The organism is Streptomyces sp. NPDC024687 (assembly GCF_055559055.1).
This window is the reverse complement of sequence record NZ_JBVHLJ010000002.1, coordinates 784,977-802,132: the sequence shown is the minus strand read 5'-3', so window position 1 is coordinate 802,132 and position 17,156 is coordinate 784,977. Positions and strand designations below refer to the sequence as shown.

At 70.1% G+C, this 17,156-nt stretch carries 16 protein-coding genes; all 16 read left to right on the top strand.

All coding sequences use genetic code 11. The annotated features are described in order from the left end of the window. Positions 1-233 precede the first annotated feature (233 nt). The 16 genes from ACZ39I_RS10380 to ispG all read left to right on the top strand — a co-directional run bounded on the left by ACZ39I_RS10380 (position 234) and on the right by ispG (position 17,142). Positions 234-2,042 carry a DUF5941 domain-containing protein gene (locus ACZ39I_RS10380; RefSeq protein WP_467244045.1) on the top strand — a complete coding sequence of 603 codons (1,809 nt, stop codon included), beginning with the start codon at positions 234-236 and terminating at the stop codon, positions 2,040-2,042. Further along, positions 2,039-2,791, top strand: coding sequence for a phosphocholine cytidylyltransferase family protein (locus tag ACZ39I_RS10375; protein ID WP_467244043.1), 753 nt, complete (start codon positions 2,039-2,041; stop codon positions 2,789-2,791). Before ACZ39I_RS10380 ends, ACZ39I_RS10375 begins: the two co-directional genes overlap by 4 nt. Next, positions 2,779-3,840 carry an iron-containing alcohol dehydrogenase family protein gene (locus ACZ39I_RS10370; RefSeq protein ID WP_467244042.1) on the top strand — a complete coding sequence of 354 codons (1,062 nt, stop codon included), beginning with the start codon at positions 2,779-2,781 and terminating at the stop codon, positions 3,838-3,840. Before ACZ39I_RS10375 ends, ACZ39I_RS10370 begins: the two co-directional genes overlap by 13 nt. Beyond that, positions 3,818-4,597: a CDP-alcohol phosphatidyltransferase family protein gene (locus ACZ39I_RS10365; RefSeq protein WP_352380721.1), complete on the top strand. Its 780-nt coding sequence runs from the start codon at positions 3,818-3,820 to the stop codon at positions 4,595-4,597. The genes ACZ39I_RS10370 and ACZ39I_RS10365 overlap by 23 nt, the downstream gene beginning before the upstream one ends. Before the next feature lie 8 nt (positions 4,598-4,605). Next, on the top strand, positions 4,606-5,478 hold the full coding sequence (locus ACZ39I_RS10360) for a glycosyltransferase family 2 protein (RefSeq protein WP_467244370.1): 873 nt from the start codon (positions 4,606-4,608) through the stop codon (positions 5,476-5,478). 105 nt (positions 5,479-5,583) lie between these two features. Next, positions 5,584-6,513, top strand: coding sequence for an ABC transporter permease (locus ACZ39I_RS10355; RefSeq protein ID WP_352380717.1), 930 nt, complete (start codon positions 5,584-5,586; stop codon positions 6,511-6,513). Then, positions 6,506-7,285, top strand: a complete 780-nt coding sequence (locus ACZ39I_RS10350) for an ABC transporter ATP-binding protein (protein ID WP_467244041.1) — start codon at positions 6,506-6,508, stop codon at positions 7,283-7,285. The genes ACZ39I_RS10355 and ACZ39I_RS10350 overlap by 8 nt, the downstream gene beginning before the upstream one ends. 387 nt (positions 7,286-7,672) lie before the next feature. Further along, positions 7,673-8,575, top strand: a complete 903-nt coding sequence (hpnC, locus tag ACZ39I_RS10345; RefSeq protein ID WP_467244039.1) for a squalene synthase HpnC — start codon at positions 7,673-7,675, stop codon at positions 8,573-8,575. Beyond that, positions 8,572-9,522, top strand: a complete 951-nt coding sequence (gene hpnD, locus ACZ39I_RS10340) for a presqualene diphosphate synthase HpnD (protein WP_467244037.1) — start codon at positions 8,572-8,574, stop codon at positions 9,520-9,522. The genes hpnC and hpnD overlap by 4 nt, the downstream gene beginning before the upstream one ends. Then, positions 9,522-9,671, top strand: coding sequence for a DUF6380 family protein (locus ACZ39I_RS10335; RefSeq protein WP_352380709.1), 150 nt, complete (start codon positions 9,522-9,524; stop codon positions 9,669-9,671). Before hpnD ends, ACZ39I_RS10335 begins: the two co-directional genes overlap by 1 nt. Then, a complete protein-coding gene (gene hpnE, locus ACZ39I_RS10330) occupies positions 9,668-11,062 on the top strand; it encodes a hydroxysqualene dehydroxylase HpnE (protein ID WP_467244035.1) in 1,395 nt (464 codons plus the stop codon). Before ACZ39I_RS10335 ends, hpnE begins: the two co-directional genes overlap by 4 nt. Positions 11,063-11,133: 71 nt before the next feature. Then, positions 11,134-12,198, top strand: a complete 1,065-nt coding sequence (locus ACZ39I_RS10325; RefSeq protein WP_467244369.1) for a polyprenyl synthetase family protein — start codon at positions 11,134-11,136, stop codon at positions 12,196-12,198. A 121-nt stretch (positions 12,199-12,319) separates the two neighbouring features. Then, the gene (shc, locus tag ACZ39I_RS10320; RefSeq protein ID WP_467244034.1) at positions 12,320-14,311 is read left to right on the top strand and encodes a squalene--hopene cyclase; all 1,992 of its coding nucleotides are present in this window, start codon (positions 12,320-12,322) and stop codon (positions 14,309-14,311) included. Continuing rightward, on the top strand, positions 14,311-14,952 hold the full coding sequence (locus ACZ39I_RS10315) for a phosphorylase family protein (RefSeq protein ID WP_467244032.1): 642 nt from the start codon (positions 14,311-14,313) through the stop codon (positions 14,950-14,952). The genes shc and ACZ39I_RS10315 overlap by 1 nt, the downstream gene beginning before the upstream one ends. 5 nt (positions 14,953-14,957) lie before the next feature. Continuing rightward, positions 14,958-15,980 (top strand): adenosyl-hopene transferase HpnH, encoded by a 1,023-nt coding sequence (gene hpnH, locus ACZ39I_RS10310; RefSeq protein WP_007386169.1) that lies wholly within the window; start codon positions 14,958-14,960, stop codon positions 15,978-15,980. Positions 15,981-15,984: 4 nt separating this feature from the next. Further along, positions 15,985-17,142, top strand: a complete 1,158-nt coding sequence (ispG, locus tag ACZ39I_RS10305; protein WP_467244031.1) for a flavodoxin-dependent (E)-4-hydroxy-3-methylbut-2-enyl-diphosphate synthase — start codon at positions 15,985-15,987, stop codon at positions 17,140-17,142. Positions 17,143-17,156 lie beyond the last annotated feature (14 nt).

Sequence of the window (17,156 nt, the reverse complement as noted above, 5' to 3'; positions counted from 1 at the left end):
CGGATGTCCGCTCTGTGGAGCGCGGTTTGTGGGCGGGGGCCCACATCACCGATGATGATCGCGGCAAAGGCCGGGGGAGACAGTGTTGATCGGCCCGTGAACGGGCGGTGAACGCGGCCTTCTTGGCATCCGATAGCCTCTGCCGACATGCCGCCCGCCTGGTCCAGCCAAGGGGCGCCCCCATCGTGCACATGACCGGCGCCCGCGCGTCGGCACCCAGGGAGTGAGTTCGGTTGTCGACCGCCATCCTCACCGGTCAGCCGGTCCCCGGATCGTCGATCGAGGGTGATCTGCGGTCCCTCGGCTTCGACGTGCAGGTCGCCGCGGACGCCGCCGACGCCGAGCGGCTGATCGCCGAAGCCCCCTGCGACCAGCGCGTCGCCCTCGTCGATGCCCGGTTCGTCGGCCACGTACACGCGCTGCGCCTGGGCCTGACCGACCCCCGCTTCCCCCTCGCCGCGCTGCCCGGCGCCGTCACCGCACAACCCGACGGCCGCACGACCCTCACCCGCGCCGTGGCCCGCGAGAACTCCGCGGGCGGCGGCACGGCAGTCGCCGTGGACAGCCTTCCCGACCGCATCGTCACCGCGCTGGCCGACGACGGCGCCGAGGTGTACCGCCCCGAGCTCGGCAGCCTGGTCGCCACCGTCCCCGCCGACCCGCAGGCCCGCAACGAGGCACGGCAGGCCGTCGCGGACGTCGACGACGAGGCCGTACGCCTGAAGTCCGCCGTGAAGTCCCGCGACGGGTTCTTCACCACCCACTTCATCAGCCCCTACTCCCGCTACCTCGCTCGCTGGTGCGCCCGTCGCGGCCTGACCCCGAACCAGGTCACCACGGCCTCCCTGCTCACCGCCCTCATCGCGGCGGCCTGCGCGGCCACCGGCACCCGGGGCGGCTTCGTCGCCGCGGGAGTTCTGCTCATCGCGTCCTTCGTCCTGGACTGCACCGACGGCCAGCTCGCCCGTTACTCCCTGCAGTACTCCACCCTCGGCGCCTGGCTCGACGCCACCTTCGACCGCGCCAAGGAGTACGCCTACTACGCCGGCCTCGCCCTCGGCGCGGCCCGTGGCGGCGACGACGTCTGGGCCCTGGCGCTCGGCGCGATGATCCTGCAGACCTGCCGGCACGTCGTCGACTTCTCCTTCAACGAGGCGAACCACGACGCGACCGCCAACACCAGCCCCACGGCGGCCCTTTCGGACAAGCTCGACAGCGTCGGCTGGACGGTGTGGGTCCGGCGGATGATCGTCCTGCCCATCGGGGAGCGCTGGGCGATGATCGCGGTGCTCACCGCGGTCACGACTCCGCGGATCACCTTCTACGCCCTTCTCGTCGGGTGCGCCTTCGCGGCGACATACACGACGGCGGGCCGGGTGCTGCGGTCGCTGACCCGCAAGGCGCGGCGGACGGACCGGGCGGCGCAGGCGCTGGCGGACCTCACGGACTCAGGCCCGCTCGCGCAGGCCATCGCGGGGCTCTTCAAGGCTCCCGCGCGCCGCCTGCCCGGTTTCGCCGCCCCTGCTCTGGCCCTGCTCGGCGGTCTCGTTCTCGTCGGTCTCGCCTGGCAGCCCGGCTTCGGCGGACCGCTGACAGTGGTCGGAGCCGTGATCTACGCGGTCACCTCGGCCCTGGCCGTGGCCCGCCCCCTCAAGGGCTCCCTCGACTGGCTGGTCCCGCCCTTCTTCCGCGCCGCGGAGTACGGCATCGTCCTGCTGCTCTCGGCCGAAGCGGACGTGAACGGGGCCCTTCCTGCGGCTTTCGGCCTGGTGGCCGCCGTCGCCTACCATCACTACGACACGGTGTACCGCATCCGCGGCAACGCCGGAGCGCCCCCGGCCTGGCTGGTGCGTGCCGTCGGGGGGCAGGAGGGGCGGACGCTCCTCGTTGCCGTTCTGGCCGCGGCGCTCACCGCCTCGCAGTTCACGCTCGCGCTCACGGTCCTGGCCGTGGCCGTGGCCCTGCTGGTGCTCGTCGAGAGCATCCGCTTCTGGGTGTCCGCTGGGGCGCCCGCCGTACACGATGAAGGAGAACCCGCATGATCGGCCTCGTGCTGGCGGCCGGCGCCGGACGCCGTCTGCGCCCCTACACCGACAGCCTTCCCAAGGCTCTGGTGCCGGTGGGCCCCGCGGGCATAGAGGGCGAACCCACGGTCCTGGACCTCACCCTCGGCAACTTCGCCGAGATCGGTCTGACCGAGGTCGCGGTCATCGTCGGCTACCGCAAGGAAGCCGTGTACGAGCGCAAGGCGGCCCTGGAGCAGAAGTACGGCCTCAAGCTCACCCTCATCGACAACGACAAGGCCGAGGAGTGGAACAACGCCTACTCCCTGTGGTGCGGCCGTGACGCCCTCAAGGACGGCGTGATCCTCGCCAACGGCGACACCGTGCACCCGGTCTCCGTCGAGAAGACGCTGCTCGCCGCCCGCGGCGAGGGCAAGCGGATCATCCTCGCCCTGGACACCGTGAAGTCCCTCGCCGACGAGGAGATGAAGGTCGTCGTCGACCCCGAGAAGGGCATGACGAAGATCACCAAGCTGATGGACCCGGCCGAGGCCACCGGCGAGTACATCGGTGTCACCCTCATCGAGGGCGCCGCCGCCCCCGAACTGGCCGACGCCCTGAAGGCCGTCTGGGAGACCGATCCCCAGCAGTTCTACGAGCACGGCTACCAGGAGCTCGTGAACCGCGGCTTCCGTATCGACGTCGCGCCGATCGGCGACGTCCCGTGGGTGGAGATCGACAACCACGACGACCTCGCCCGTGGACGGGAGATCGCGTGCCGCTATTGACCAGGCTGATCCCCTCACCGGTCGTCGTGGACATCCGCCCGGGTGCCCTCGACGACCTGGCCGGTGTGCTCGCCGACGAACGCATCTCGCACTCCGGCAAGCTGGCCGTCGCCGTCAGCAACGGCTCCGGCGCCAAGCTGAAGGAACGGCTCGCTCCCGCCCTGCCCGGCGCCACCTGGTACGAGGTCGGCGGCGGCACCCTCGACGACGCGATCCGGCTGGCCGGTGAGATGAAGGCCGGCCACTACGACGCGGTCGTCGGACTCGGGGGCGGCAAGATCATCGACTGCGCCAAGTTCGCCGCGGCGCGCATCGGCCTGCCCCTGGTCGCCGTACCGACCAACCTCGCGCACGACGGCCTGTGCTCGCCCGTCGCGACCCTCGACAACGACGCGGGCCGCGGCTCCTACGGTGTGCCCAACCCGATAGCGGCCGTCATCGACCTGGACGTCATCCGTGAGGCCCCGGTGCGCTTCGTGCGCGCGGGTATCGGTGACGCGATCTCCAACATCAACGCGATCGCCGACTGGGAGCTCGCGAGCCGCGTCAAGGGCGAGAAGATCGACGGACTCGCGGCCGCCATGGCCCGCCAGGCCGGCGAGGCCGTGCTCCGGCATCCCGGCGGGGTCGGCGACAACAACTTCCTCCAGGTGCTCGCCGAGGCACTCGTCCTCACCGGTGTCGCGATGTCGATCTCGGGTGACTCACGGCCCGCGTCCGGCTCGTGCCACGAGATCAACCACGCGTTCGACCTGCTCTACCCCAAGCGCGCCGCCGCCCACGGCGAGCAGTGCGGCCTGGGCGCGGCCTTCGCGATGTACCTGCGCGGAGCCCACGAGGAATCGGCGTACATGGCCGAGGTACTGCGCCGGCACGGACTTCCGGTACTGCCGGAGGAGATCGGCTTCACGCCCGCGGAGTTCGTGCGCGCCGTGGAGTTCGCCCCGCAGACCCGCCCCGGCCGCTACACCATCCTCGAACACCTCGACCTCAAGACCGACCAGATCAAGGACATCTACGCCGACTATGTCAAGGCCATCGGTAGCTGAACTCCGTCCGGTCGTCCACCCCGCAGGGGTCAAGGACCGGCGCAGCGGTGAGCACTGGATGGGACGCCTCTACATGCGTGAGGTGTCCCTGCGGGTGGACCGCTACCTGGTGAACACCAGGGTCACGCCCAACCAGCTCACGTACCTGATGACCGTCTTCGGTGTCCTGGCGGCCCCGGCCCTCCTGGTGCCGGGGATCCCGGGAGCCGTGCTCGGTGTGGTGTGCGTCCAGATGTATCTGCTGCTCGACTGCGTCGACGGCGAGATCGCGCGCTGGAAGAAGCAGTACTCGCTCAACGGCGTGTACCTGGACCGCGTGGGCGCGTACCTGACCGACGCGGCCGTGCTCGTCGGCTTCGGTCTGCGCGCCGCCGACCTGTTCGGCAGCGGCCGTATCGACTGGCTGTGGGCCTTCCTCGGCACGCTGGCCGCCCTCGGCGCGATCCTGATCAAGGCCGAGACCGACCTGGTCGGTGTCGCCCGCCACCAGACCGGGAAGCCGCCGGTCCAGGAGGCGGCCGCCGAGATGCGCTCCTCCGGCATGGCACTGGCCCGCCGGGCCGCCGCCGCGTTCAAGTTCCACCGGCTGATCCTCGGCATCGAGGCGTCCCTGCTGATCCTGGTCCTCGCGATCGTGGACCAGATGCGCGGCGACCTGTTCTTCTCCCGGCTCGGCGTCGCCGTGATGGCCGGCATCGCGCTGCTCCAGACCCTGCTGCACCTCGTGTCCATCCTCGCCTCCAGCAGGCTGAAGTGAGTACGGGCATGAAGGTCGGCGCGGTCATCATCACCATGGGCAACCGCCCCGAGGAGCTGCGTGCCCTGCTCGACTCGGTCGCCAAGCAGGACGGCGACCCGGTCGAGGTGGTCGTCGTCGGCAACGGCTCGCCCGTCCCGGACGTCCCCGACGGCGTGCGGACCATCGAGCTGCCCGAGAACCTCGGCATCCCCGGCGGCCGCAACGTCGGCATCGAGGCCTTCGGCCCCAGCGGCCGCGACGTCGACATATTGCTTTTCCTGGACGACGACGGTCTCCTCCCGAACCACGACACCGCCGAGCTGTGCCGCGAGGCGTTCACCAAGGACCCCAGGCTCGGCATCGTCAGCTTCCGCATCGCCGACCCCGACACCGGGGTCACCCAGCGCCGGCACGTCCCCCGGCTGCGGGCCGCCGACCCGATGCGCTCCTCCCGGGTGACCACCTTCCTCGGTGGCGCCAACGCCGTCCGCACCCAGGTCTTCGCCGAAGTCGGCGGCCTTCCGGACGAGTTCTTCTACGCCCACGAGGAAACCGACCTGGCATGGCGGGCCCTCGACGCGGGCTGGATGATCGACTACCGGTCCGACATGGTGCTGTACCACCCGACGACCGCGCCCTCGCGGCACGCGGTCTACCACCGCATGGTCGCCCGCAACCGCGTCTGGCTCGCCCGCCGCAACCTGCCCGCGCTGCTCGTCCCGGTCTACCTCGGTGTCTGGATGCTGCTCACCCTGGTGCGCCGCCCCTCGCGGCCCGCTCTGCAGGCCTGGTTCGGCGGCTTCCGGGAGGGCTGGAGCACGCCGTGCGGACCGCGCAGGCCGATGAAGTGGCGTACCGTCTGGCGACTGACCCGACTGGGCCGACCCCCGGTCATCTGACAAGCTCGTTCCCGAGAGCGGCAGGGCCGCACCCCGGCCCGCGCTCCCGCCCTGTCCGCACAGGCGCGCATCCCGAAGCATCCCGAAGAGGAAAGCTATCCATCAGTGAGTGAGACAACGCACGACGGCACGGTCGCGGTGAGCGCGCCCGCGTCGCCCGACGAGGGCCTCACGGCGGCACAGCTCGCCGACCGGTACGGCCTGACCGTGAGCGGCGCCAGGCCCTCACTCGTCGAGTACGTCCGCCAGCTCTGGGACCGGCGCCACTTCATCCTCGCGTTCTCGCGGGCGAAGCTGACCGCCCAGTACAGCCAGGCCAAGCTCGGCCAGCTGTGGCAGGTGGCGACGCCGCTGCTGAACGCGGCCGTGTACTTCTTCATCTTCGGCGTCATCCTGAACGCCAGCCGGGGCATGCCCAAGGACGTCTACATCCCGTTCCTGGTCACGGGTGTCTTCGTGTTCACCTTCACGCAGAGCTCCGTCATGGCGGGCGTACGCGCCATCTCCGGCAACCTCGGCCTGGTCCGCGCACTGCACTTCCCGCGGGCATCCCTGCCGATCTCCTTCGCGCTCCAGCAGCTCCAGCAGCTGCTGTTCTCGATGGTCGTGCTGTTCGCCGTGGCGATCGGCTTCGGCCACTACCCGGACCTGTCCTGGGCGCTCATCGTGCCGGTGCTGATCCTCCAGTTCCTCTTCAACAGCGGCCTGGCGCTGATCATGGCCCGCGCGGGTGCCAAAACCCCCGACCTGGCGCAGCTCATGCCGTTCGTGATGCGTACCTGGATGTACGCGTCCGGCGTGATGTTCTCCATCCCGATCATGCTGGCCGACAAGCCGCAGTGGGTCGCCACGGTGCTCCAGTGGAACCCGGCGGCCATCTACATGGACCTGATGCGTTTCGCCCTGATCGACGAGTACGGCGCCGAGAACCTGCCCGACCACGTCTGGGCGGCCGCGGGCGGCTGGGCGGCGCTCTTCGCGCTCGGCGGCTTCGTGTACTTCTGGAAGGCGGAGGAAAGGTACGGCCGTGGCTGAGGACACCAGGGACGAGCACACCCCCACCGTGATCGCGGACGAGCTGCACATCGTCTACCGCGTCAACGGCGCCAAGGCCGGCAAGGGCAGCGCGACCGCCGCGCTGAGCCGCATCCTCAAGCGCGGTGAGGAGCGGGGCGTGCGCAAGGTGCACGCCGTCAAGGGCGTCTCCTTCGTCGCCTACAAGGGCGAGGCGATCGGCCTGATCGGTTCCAACGGCTCCGGCAAGTCGACGCTGCTGCGCGCCATCGCCGGCCTGCTGCCCGCCGAGAGCGGCCGCGTCTACACCCACGGCCAGCCCTCCCTGCTCGGCGTCAACGCGGCCCTGATGAACGACCTGACGGGCGAGCGCAACGTCATCCTGGGCGGCCTCGCCATGGGTATGACCCGGGAGCAGATCAAGGAGCGCTACCAGGAGATCGTCGACTTCTCCGGGATCAACGAGAAGGGCGACTTCATCACCCTCCCGATGCGCACCTATTCCTCCGGCATGGCGGCCCGTCTGCGCTTCTCCATCGCCGCCGCCAAGGACCACGACGTCCTCATGATCGACGAGGCCCTGGCCACCGGTGACCGCAAGTTCCAGAAGCGTTCCGAGGAACGCATCCGGGAACTGCGCAAGGAGGCCGGCACGGTGTTCCTCGTCAGTCACAACAACAAGTCGATCCGTGACACCTGCAACCGCGTCCTGTGGCTGGAGCGCGGGGAACTGCGCATGGACGGCCCGACCGACGAGGTCATCAAGGAGTACGAGAAGTTCACGGGCAAGTAGTCCACCCCGCCCCGGACGAACATGACCGCTCCGCTCGACCTGGCCCCGCCGCAACTGTTTCGGCGGGGCCACACGTCTGCAAAGGAAGCGTCAACTTCGGCGCCCCTTAGGAATCTTGAGGCCAATCGGTGTGTTGTTGTGATGTGCAGGACACCCCGACGATCCTCGCCGCGTTGTACAACGTAAGCTGTACCGGTGCCCAATCGCGGCAAGTGGGGCGATAATGCGCGACACCCGATCACTGGGACGCCGCGCGGACGGCCGGGCGGCGTGTCCGAAATAGTGTGCATTGGGTCGGCGGTGTAGAACGGGAGATGTGACGGCGATGGCTACGGAAACTCCCCAGCTCAACGCAGCACGTGCCGTCCCCGCCGCGGGCAGGCAGCGATGACGGAGACCGGCACGACGCGCCCCGGAGTGACGGAGCGCGGAACGCTCGACAAGGCCGCGGCGGAGAACTTCCCCGTGGCTCCGTTCTTCCTGCCCAAGGACTGGCGCACCGACCTCATGGCGGTCTACGGCTTCGCGCGCCTCGTCGACGACATCGGCGACGGCGACCTGGCCCCCGGCGGCGCCGACGCCGCCCTGCTCGGCGTGTCCCCCGCGGAGGCCGAAGACCGGCTGGTTGTGCTGGACGCCTTCGAGGCCGACCTGCACCGCGTCTTCTCCGGAGCCCCCCGCCACCCCCTGCTGCGCCGCCTTCAGCCCACGGTCCGCCGCCGCTCCCTCACCCCCGAGCCCTTCCTCGGCCTGATCGCCGCCAACCGCCAGGACCAGCTCGTCACCCGCTACGAGACCTACGACGACCTGCTCGCCTACTGCGAGCTGTCCGCCAACCCCGTCGGCCGTCTCGTGCTCGCCGTCACCGGCACCTCGACCCCCGAGCGGATCCGTCTCTCGGACGCGATCTGCACGGCCCTCCAGATCGTCGAACACCTCCAGGACGTCGCCGAGGACCTCGGCCGCGACCGGATCTATCTGCCCGCCGCGGACATGAAGCGCTTTCACATCCAGGAGACGGACCTCGCCACGAAAACCGCGGGCGCATCGGTGCGCGCTCTGGTTGCATACGAGGCACAACGCGCCCGTGAACTCCTGAATGAAGGCGCCCCCCTGGTGGGTAGCGTCCACGGCAGACTGAAGCTGCTGCTCGCAGGGTTCGTGGCAGGGGGGAGGGCGGCGCTCCGCGCGATCGCCGCCGCCCAGTACGACGTACTTCCCGGCCCGCCCAAGCCCGGCAAGCTCCAACTGCTGCGCGAGGTGGGCGTCGCTCTGCGAGGAGAGGGGTGATCCGGACCGTGGAGTCACCGTCGCACGTGTCCGCACCGGTACTCGCCGCCTACGGCTACTGCGAGACCGTGACCGGACAGCAGGCCCGTAACTTCGCGTACGGCATCAGGCTGCTGCCGACGTCCAAGCGGCGTGCGATGTCGGCGCTCTACGCGTTCTCGCGGCGCGTCGACGACATCGGCGACGGTGCTCTGGCGGACAGCGTCAAGGCCGCGAGACTCGAGGACACCCGGGCGATGCTGACCCGGGTGCGTGAGGGCTCGGTCGACGAGGACGACACCGATCCGGTGGCCGTCGCCCTCGCCCACGCCGCCGAGACCTTCCCGATCCCGCTGGGCGGCCTGGACGAACTGATCGACGGCGTCCTGATGGACGTACGCGGCGAGACCTACGAGACCTGGGACGACCTGAAGGTGTACTGCCGCTGTGTGGCCGGCGCCATCGGACGGCTCTCGCTCGGTGTGTTCGGCACCGAACCCGGGGCGCGCGCCGCCGAGCGCGCGCCGGAGTATGCCGACACGCTCGGTCTCGCGCTCCAGCTCACCAACATCCTCAGAGACGTCCGTGAGGACGCCGAGGGCGGGCGCGTGTATCTGCCCGCCGACGACCTCGCGAAGTTCGGCTGCTCGGCCGGCTTCAAGGGGCCGAAACCACCGGAGGGCGCCGACTTCGCGGGCCTCGTCCACTTCGAAGTGCGACGGGCCCGCACCCTTTTCGCCGAGGGCTACCGGCTGCTGCCCATGCTCGACCGGCGCAGCGGTGCCTGTGTCGCCGCCATGGCCGGCATCTACCGCCGGCTGCTCGACCGCATCGAGCGCGACCCCGAGGCGGTGCTGCGCGGCCGGGTCTCACTGCCCGGACGCGAGAAGGCGTACGTCGCCGTCCGCGGCCTGTCCGGCCTGGACGCCCGGCATGTGACGCGGCGGACGGTCAGGAGGCGGGCTTGATGGGTGAGGTGGACAATTCGGTCCAAGGTGATGCCGCCGGAGAAAAACGGCACGCAACCCTCCGCTCGAGGACGGCGTCCCTGACTGCAACGGCCGGCCGTGCACCGTTCAAGCACCACGGCGTCCGTGCAGGGGAGGATGTGCGATGACCGACGGACAGCGGTCCGGACGGGATGCCGTCGTGATCGGCGGTGGGCTCGCCGGTATCACCGCCGCGCTCGCGCTCGCCGACGCCGGAGTGCGCGTCACCCTGCTCGAAGGCAGGCCACGCCTGGGCGGACTCGCCTTCTCCTTCCAGCGCGGCGAACTGACCGTCGACAACGGACAGCATGTCTACCTGCGCTGCTGCACCGCCTACCGCTGGTTCCTCGACCGCATCGAGGGGACGGCGCTGGCACCGCTGCAGGATCGTCTCGACGTGCCCGTACTCGACGTGGCCCGGCCCGCGGGCCGACGGCTCGGCAGACTGCGGCGCGACGCGCTGCCGGTGCCCCTGCATCTGGGACGCAGCCTCGCGACCTATCCGCATCTCTCGCTCGCCGAGCGGGCCAGGGTGGGGCGTGCCGCGCTCGCGCTCAAGGGTCTCGACCTCGCCGATCCGAGCCTGGACGCACAGGACTTCGGCAGCTGGCTGACCGCGCACGGTCAGTCGGCGCGTGCCGTCGAGGCCCTGTGGGACCTGGTCGGGGTCGCCACCCTCAACGCGGTCGCGGGCGACGCCTCACTGGGGCTCGCCGCGATGGTGTTCAAGACCGGTCTGCTGTCCGACCCGGGCGCGGCCGACATCGGCTGGGCGCACGTCCCGCTGGGTGACCTGCATGACCGGCTCGCCCGCAAGGCGCTCGACTCCGCGGGCGTGCGTACCGAGGTCCGTACACGCGTCACCTCCATCTCTACTGACGAGAACGGCACTTGGAGCGTTCAGGTTCCCGGGGAGACGCTCCGGGCCGACGCGGTCGTACTCGCCGTCGCCCAGGGCGAGGCGTGTGACCTGCTGCCGGAGGGTGCGCTCGACGCCCCGGAAAATCTTCGGGAGATCGGCACCGCGCCGATCCTCAACGTCCATGTCGTCTACGACCGCAAGGTCCTCGACAAGCCGTTCTTCGCGGCCCTCGGCACCCCGGTGCAGTGGGTCTTCGACCGCACCGACGCCTCCGGGCTGCGCGAGGGCCAGTACCTCGCCCTGTCCCAGTCGGCCGCGCACGACGAGATCGACGAGCCGGTGGCCGTACTGCGCGAGCGGTATCTGCCCGAGCTGGAGCGGCTGCTGCCGCTCGCGCGCGGCGCCGAGGTGAAGGACTTCTTCGTGACCCGGGAGCGGACGGCGACGTTCGCCCCGGCCCCCGGCGTCGGACGGCTGCGGCCCGGCGCCCGTACGAAAGCCCCCGGCCTCTACCTGGCCGGCGCGTGGACCGCCACAGGGTGGCCCGCGACCATGGAGAGTGCGGTCCGCAGTGGTGTGAGTGCGGCGGACGCCGCCCTCGCCGCCCTGGGCCGGCCCCGCCCCGCCCGTCTCTTCGAGTTCGAGGAGGCCGCGTGATGCTCGACCAGCACGGCGTATCCGGCCCCAGCACCTCCGGTACCGCAACAAGAGGAGAGACTGTGCCCACTGTGCCCCCGGCCGAGACGGCCGCTGCGAGGAACGCGGTGGACGTGACCGCGCTCCTGGAGCGCGGCCGGACCCTGGCCACTCCGGTGCTGAAGGCGGCCGTCGACCGCCTCGCATCCCCGATGGACACCGTTTCCGCCTACCACTTCGGCTGGATCGACGCCCAGGGCAACCCCGCGGACGGCGACGGCGGCAAGGCCGTGCGCCCCGCCCTCGCCGTCCTCTCCGCCGAGGTCACCGGCGCCCCGCCGGAGACCGGCATCCCCGGCGCGGTCGCCGTCGAACTGGTCCACAACTTCTCCCTGCTGCACGACGACCTGATGGACGGAGACGAGCAGCGCCGTCACCGGGACACCGTCTGGAAGGTGCACGGCCCCGCCCAGGCCATCCTGGTCGGCGACGCACTGTTCGCCCTGGCCAACGAGGTCCTGCTGGAGCTCGGCACCGTCGAGGCCGGCCGTGCCACCCGCCGTCTGACCACCGCCACCCGCGCCCTGATCGACGGCCAGGCCCAGGACATCTCCTACGAGCACCGCGACCGCGTCAGCGTCGAGGAGTGCCTGGAGATGGAGGGCAACAAGACCGGCGCCCTGCTGGCCTGCGCCAGCTCCATCGGCGCCGTGCTCGGCGGCGCGGACGACCGCACGGCCGACACCCTGGAGAAGTACGGCTACCACCTCGGCCTCGCCTTCCAGGCGGTCGACGACCTTCTCGGCATCTGGGGCGACCCGGTCTCCACCGGCAAGCAGACCTGGAGCGACCTGCGCCAGCGCAAGAAGTCACTGCCGGTGGTGGCCGCGCTCGCGGCGGGCGGTTCCGCCTCCGAGCGGCTCGGCGAGATCCTCGCCGCCGATGCCAAGAGCAGCGACTTCGAGAACTTCTCCGAGGAGGAGTTCGCGGCCCGTGCCGCCCTCATCGAGGAGGCGGGCGGCCGCGAGTGGACGGCCGCGGAGGCCCGCCGTCAGCACACCATCGCCATCGAAGCCCTGAACGCCGTCGACATGCCCGACGGGGTCCGGGACCGGTTCACGGCGCTCGCCGACTTCGTCGTCGTACGAAAGAGATGATCACTATCGGTCGAATAGCCCTCGCGTAGTCGCCGGCCGGTGCTGCGAGGAAAGGAAAGGCACCGGCCGACGGCGGACCCACAGCAGAGCACCACATTGCACACTGCACGAAGGGGAAGCCATGACAGCGACGACCGACGGAAGCACCGGGGCCCTGCCGCCCCGCGCTGCCGCGGCCAGCGAAACCCGTCTCGACACCCCCGTGGCGGCCGGGATACAAGAAGCCGCCGCGCGTGCCGTCCAGCGCGCCACCGACCACCTGCTCGCCCGGCAGGACGCCGAGGGCTGGTGGAAGGGTGACCTCGAGACCAACGTCACGATGGACGCCGAGGACCTGTTGCTCCGTCAATTCCTCGGTATCCGCGACGAGTCGACCACCCGCGCCGCCGCCCAGTTCATCCGCGGCGAGCAGCGCGAGGACGGCACCTGGGCCGGCTTCTACGGCGGGCCCGGCGAACTGTCCACCACCATCGAGGCGTACGTCGCCCTGCGCATGGACGGCGACGCCCCGGACGCCCCGCACATGGCGAGGGCCTCCGCCTGGATCCGCGCCCACGGCGGTATCGCCGCCGCCCGGGTGTTCACCCGGATCTGGCTCGCCCTGTTCGGCTGGTGGAAGTGGGAGGACCTGCCCGAACTCCCTCCGGAACTCATCTACTTCCCCAAGTGGTTCCCCCTCAACATCTACGACTTCGGCTGCTGGGCCCGCCAGACCATCGTCCCGCTGACGATCGTCTCCGCGAAGCGCCCGGTCCGGCCCGCGCCCTTCCCGCTCGACGAACTGCACATCGACCCGGCCGACCCGAACCCGGCCAAGCCCCTCGCCCCGGTGGCCAGTTGGGACGGCGCCTTCCAGCGTCTGGACAAGGCACTGCACCAACTGCGCAAGGTCGCCCCGCGCAGACTCCGCAGAGCCGCCATGAACAGCGCGGCCCGCTGGATCATCGAGCGGCAGGAGAACGACGGCTGCTGGGGCGGCATCCAGCCCCCGGCCGTCTACTCGGTGATCGCCCTGCACCTGCTCGGCTACGACCTAGAACACCCGGTCATGCGGGCCGGGCTGGAGTCCCTGGACCGGTTCGCCATCTGGCGCGAGGACGGGTCCCGGATGATCGAGGCCTGCCAGTCGCCGGTCTGGGACACCTGCCTCGCCACCATCGCGCTCGTCGACGCCGGCGTGCCGGCCGACCATCCGCAGCTCGTCAGGGCCGCCGACTGGATGCTCGGCGAGGAGATCGTGCGGCCCGGCGACTGGTCGGTCAAGCGGCCCCAACTCCCCCCGGGCGGCTGGGCGTTCGAGTTCCACAACGACAACTACCCCGACATCGACGACACCGCCGAGGTCGTCCTCGCCCTGCGCCGGGTCAGACACCACGACCCCGAGCGGGTGGAGAAGGCCATCGGGCGCGGGGTGCGCTGGAACCTCGGGATGCAGTCGAAGAACGGGGCCTGGGGCGCCTTCGACGTCGACAACACCAGCCCCTTCCCCAACCGGCTGCCGTTCTGCGACTTCGGCGAGGTCATCGACCCGCCGTCCGTCGACGTCACCGCCCACGTGGTGGAGATGCTGGCGATCGAGGGGCTCTCCCACGACCCGCGCACCCGGCGCGGCATCGAGTGGCTGCTCGCCGAACAGGAGCCGGACGGCTCGTGGTTCGGGCGCTGGGGCGTCAACTACATCTACGGCACCGGGTCGGTGGTGCCCGCACTGACGGCGGCCGGACTGCCCGTCTCGCACCCGGCGATCCGGCGGGCGGTGGCCTGGCTGGAGAAGGTGCAGAACGACGACGGCGGCTGGGGCGAGGACCTGCGCTCCTACAAGTACGTCAAGGAGTGGAGCGGACGCGGCGCCTCCACCGCCTCGCAAACGGCCTGGGCCCTGATGGCGCTGCTGGCCGCGGGGGAGCGGGACTCCAAGGCCGTCGAGCGGGGCGTCGAGTGGCTCGCGAGCACCCAGCACGAGGACGGCTCCTGGGACGAGCCCTACTTCACCGGCACCGGCTTCCCCTGGGACTTCTCCATCAACTACCACCTCTACCGGCAGGTCTTCCCGCTCACCGCCCTGGGCCGTTACGTCCACGGAGAACCGTTCTCCCGGACCGAGGCCCTCTGATGACCACCCAGCCCGCCACCACCCCGCTGCTGATCGCCTGCGCCCTCGGCATCGAGCACCTCGCCCTGCGCACCGGCGACCGCGGCGGGGCCGGCGGGCCGGTCACCCTGCTCCGGACGGGCATGGGCCCCAAGGCGGCACAGCGGTCCGTCACCCGGCGCCTGGCCGACCCCGCCCTCGCCGGGGCCGCCGTACTGGCCACCGGGTTCTGCGCCGGCCTCGCCCCCGGGATGCACCCCGGCGACCTGGTCGTCGCCGAGGAGACCCGGGATCCGGACGGAACCGTTCCGTGTCTGGAGGCCGACCTGCTCGTCAAGGAGCTCGTACGGGCCCTGCCGGGACGTACCGTGCACACCGGACCCCTCACCGGCTCCGATCACATCGTTCGAGGTCACGAGCGGTCGCAGCTGCTCGCGACCGGCGCGATCGCGGTCGACATGGAGTCCGCGGCCACGCTCCTGAGCGCCGTGCGCACGGGCGAGCGCCCGGTTGCGGCCGTCCGGGTGGTCGTGGACGCTCCACAACATGAACTCGTCCGGATCGGCACGGTACGCGGTGGAATATCAGCCTTCCGCGTTCTTCGTTCCGTCCTTCCTGCTTTTTACGAATGGCACCGTTCCTTGCTGCTCCCCAGGAGGTGAGCCAGATGGCCATGCCGCTGCGCCAGTCCATCAAGGTCGCTACATACTTGGCCGAACAAAAGCTCCGCAAGCGGGAGAAGTTCCCGCTGATCGTGGAGCTGGAACCTCTCTTCGCATGCAACCTGAAGTGCGAGGGCTGCGGCAAGATCCAGCATCCGGCGGGTGTGCTGAAGCAGCGCATGCCGGTGGCTCAGGCCGTCGGGGCGGTGCTGGAATCCGGTGCGCCGATGGTGTCCATCGCCGGCGGTGAGCCGCTGATGCATCCTCAGATCGACGAGATCGTGCGGCAGTTGGTGGCAAAGAAGAAGTACGTCTTCCTCTGCACCAATGCCATGCTGCTGCGCAAGAAGATGGACAAGTTCAAGCCCTCCCCCTACTTCGCCTTCGCGGTGCACATCGACGGGCTGCGCGAGCGGCACGACGAGTCCGTTGCCAAGGAGGGGGTGTTCGACGAGGCGGTGGAGGCGATCAAGGAGGCCAAGAAGCGCGGCTTCCGGGTCACCACCAACTCGACCTTCTTCAACACCGACACCCCGCAGACCATCATCGAGGTGCTCAACTTCCTCAACGACGACCTCAAGGTCGACGAGATGATGATCTCGCCCGCCTACGCCTACGAGAAGGCGCCCGACCAGGAGCACTTCCTGGGCGTGGAGCAGACCCGTGAGCTGTTCAAGAAGGCCTTCGCGGGCGGCAACCGCAAGAAGTGGCGGCTCAACCACTCCCCGCTCTTCCTGGACTTCCTGGAGGGCAAGGTCGACTTCCCGTGCACGGCCTGGGCCATCCCGAACTACTCCCTGTTCGGCTGGCAGCGGCCCTGCTACCTGATGAGCGACGGATACGTGCCGACGTACCGCGAACTCATCGAGGAGACGGACTGGGACAAGTACGGCCGCGGCAAGGACCCGCGCTGCGCCAACTGCATGGCGCACTGCGGCTACGAGCCGACCGCCGTCCTCGCCACCATGGGCTCGCTCAAGGAGTCGCTGCGCGCCATGCGCGAGACGGTCTCCGGAAACCGCGAGTAACGCCATGACCGCCATTTCCTTGGGCGTCCCCGAGGTACCGGTCCGGCTGATCGCCGAGCGGCGTGTGTCGCGGCAGATCATGGTCGGGTCGGTGGCGGTCGGGGGCGGGGCCCCGGTGTCGGTGCAGTCGATGACGACGACCCGTACGTCCGACATCGGCGCCACCCTCCAGCAGATCGCCGAACTCACCGCGTCCGGCTGCCAGATCGTCCGCGTCGCCTGCCCCACGCAGGACGACGCGGACGCGCTGGCGACCATCGCGCGCAAGTCGCAGATCCCGGTGATCGCGGACATCCACTTCCAGCCCAAGTACGTGTTCGCGGCGATCGAGGCAGGCTGCGCGGCCGTACGCGTCAATCCCGGCAACATCAAGCAGTTCGACGACAAGGTCAAGGAGATCGCGCGGGCCGCGAAGGACCATGGCACGCCGATCCGGATCGGGGTCAACGCCGGATCGCTGGACAGCCGGCTGCTCCAGAAGTACGGGAAGGCGACTCCGGAGGCGCTGGTCGAATCGGCGTTGTGGGAAGCCTCGTTGTTCGAGGAGCACGGCTTCCGGGACATCAAGATCTCCGTCAAGCACAACGACCCCGTGGTGATGGTGGCCGCCTACCAGCAGCTCGCCGAGCAGTGCGACTACCCGCTGCACCTGGGGGTCACGGAGGCCGGTCCCGCCTTTCAGGGGACGATCAAGTCGGCGGTGGCCTTCGGGGCGCTGCTGTCCAGAGGGATCGGCGACACCATCCGGGTGTCTCTGTCCGCGCCGCCCGCCGAGGAGGTCAAGGTCGGCATCCAGATCCTGGAGTCGCTCGGGCTCAGGCAGCGGCGCCTGGAGATCGTCTCGTGCCCGTCCTGCGGGCGCGCGCAGGTGGACGTGTACAAGCTGGCCGACGAGGTCACGGCGGGTCTGGAAGGCATGGAAGTGCCTTTGCGGGTCGCGGTGATGGGGTGTGTGGTCAACGGCCCCGGTGAGGCGCGGGAGGCGGACCTGGGGGTCGCCTCCGGCAACGGCAAGGGGCAGATCTTCGTGAAGGGCGAAGTCGTCAAGACGGTCCCGGAGTCGAAGATCGTGGAGACCCTCATCGAGGAGGCGATGAAGATCGCCGAACAGATGGAGCAGGACGGCGTCGCGTCAGGGGAGCCGGCCGTCACCGTGAGCTGAACAGCACGGACCGA

Excerpts from the sequence above, each read along its gene's own strand:
- ACZ39I_RS10375 (WP_467244043.1), top strand. The coding sequence starts at position 2,039 with ATGATCGGCCTCGTGCTGGCGGCCGGCGCCGGACGCCGTCTGCGCCCC.
- ACZ39I_RS10365 (WP_352380721.1), top strand. The coding sequence starts at position 3,818 with ATGTCAAGGCCATCGGTAGCTGAACTCCGTCCGGTCGTCCACCCCGCA.
- ACZ39I_RS10360 (WP_467244370.1), top strand. The coding sequence starts at position 4,606 with ATGAAGGTCGGCGCGGTCATCATCACCATGGGCAACCGCCCCGAGGAG.
- hpnC (WP_467244039.1), top strand. The coding sequence starts at position 7,673 with ATGACGGAGACCGGCACGACGCGCCCCGGAGTGACGGAGCGCGGAACG.
- ACZ39I_RS10335 (WP_352380709.1), top strand. The coding sequence starts at position 9,522 with ATGGGTGAGGTGGACAATTCGGTCCAAGGTGATGCCGCCGGAGAAAAA.
- hpnE (WP_467244035.1), top strand. The coding sequence starts at position 9,668 with ATGACCGACGGACAGCGGTCCGGACGGGATGCCGTCGTGATCGGCGGT.
- shc (WP_467244034.1), top strand. The coding sequence starts at position 12,320 with ATGACAGCGACGACCGACGGAAGCACCGGGGCCCTGCCGCCCCGCGCT.
- ACZ39I_RS10315 (WP_467244032.1), top strand. The coding sequence starts at position 14,311 with ATGACCACCCAGCCCGCCACCACCCCGCTGCTGATCGCCTGCGCCCTC.
- hpnH (WP_007386169.1), top strand. The coding sequence starts at position 14,958 with ATGGCCATGCCGCTGCGCCAGTCCATCAAGGTCGCTACATACTTGGCC.
- ispG (WP_467244031.1), top strand. The coding sequence starts at position 15,985 with ATGACCGCCATTTCCTTGGGCGTCCCCGAGGTACCGGTCCGGCTGATC.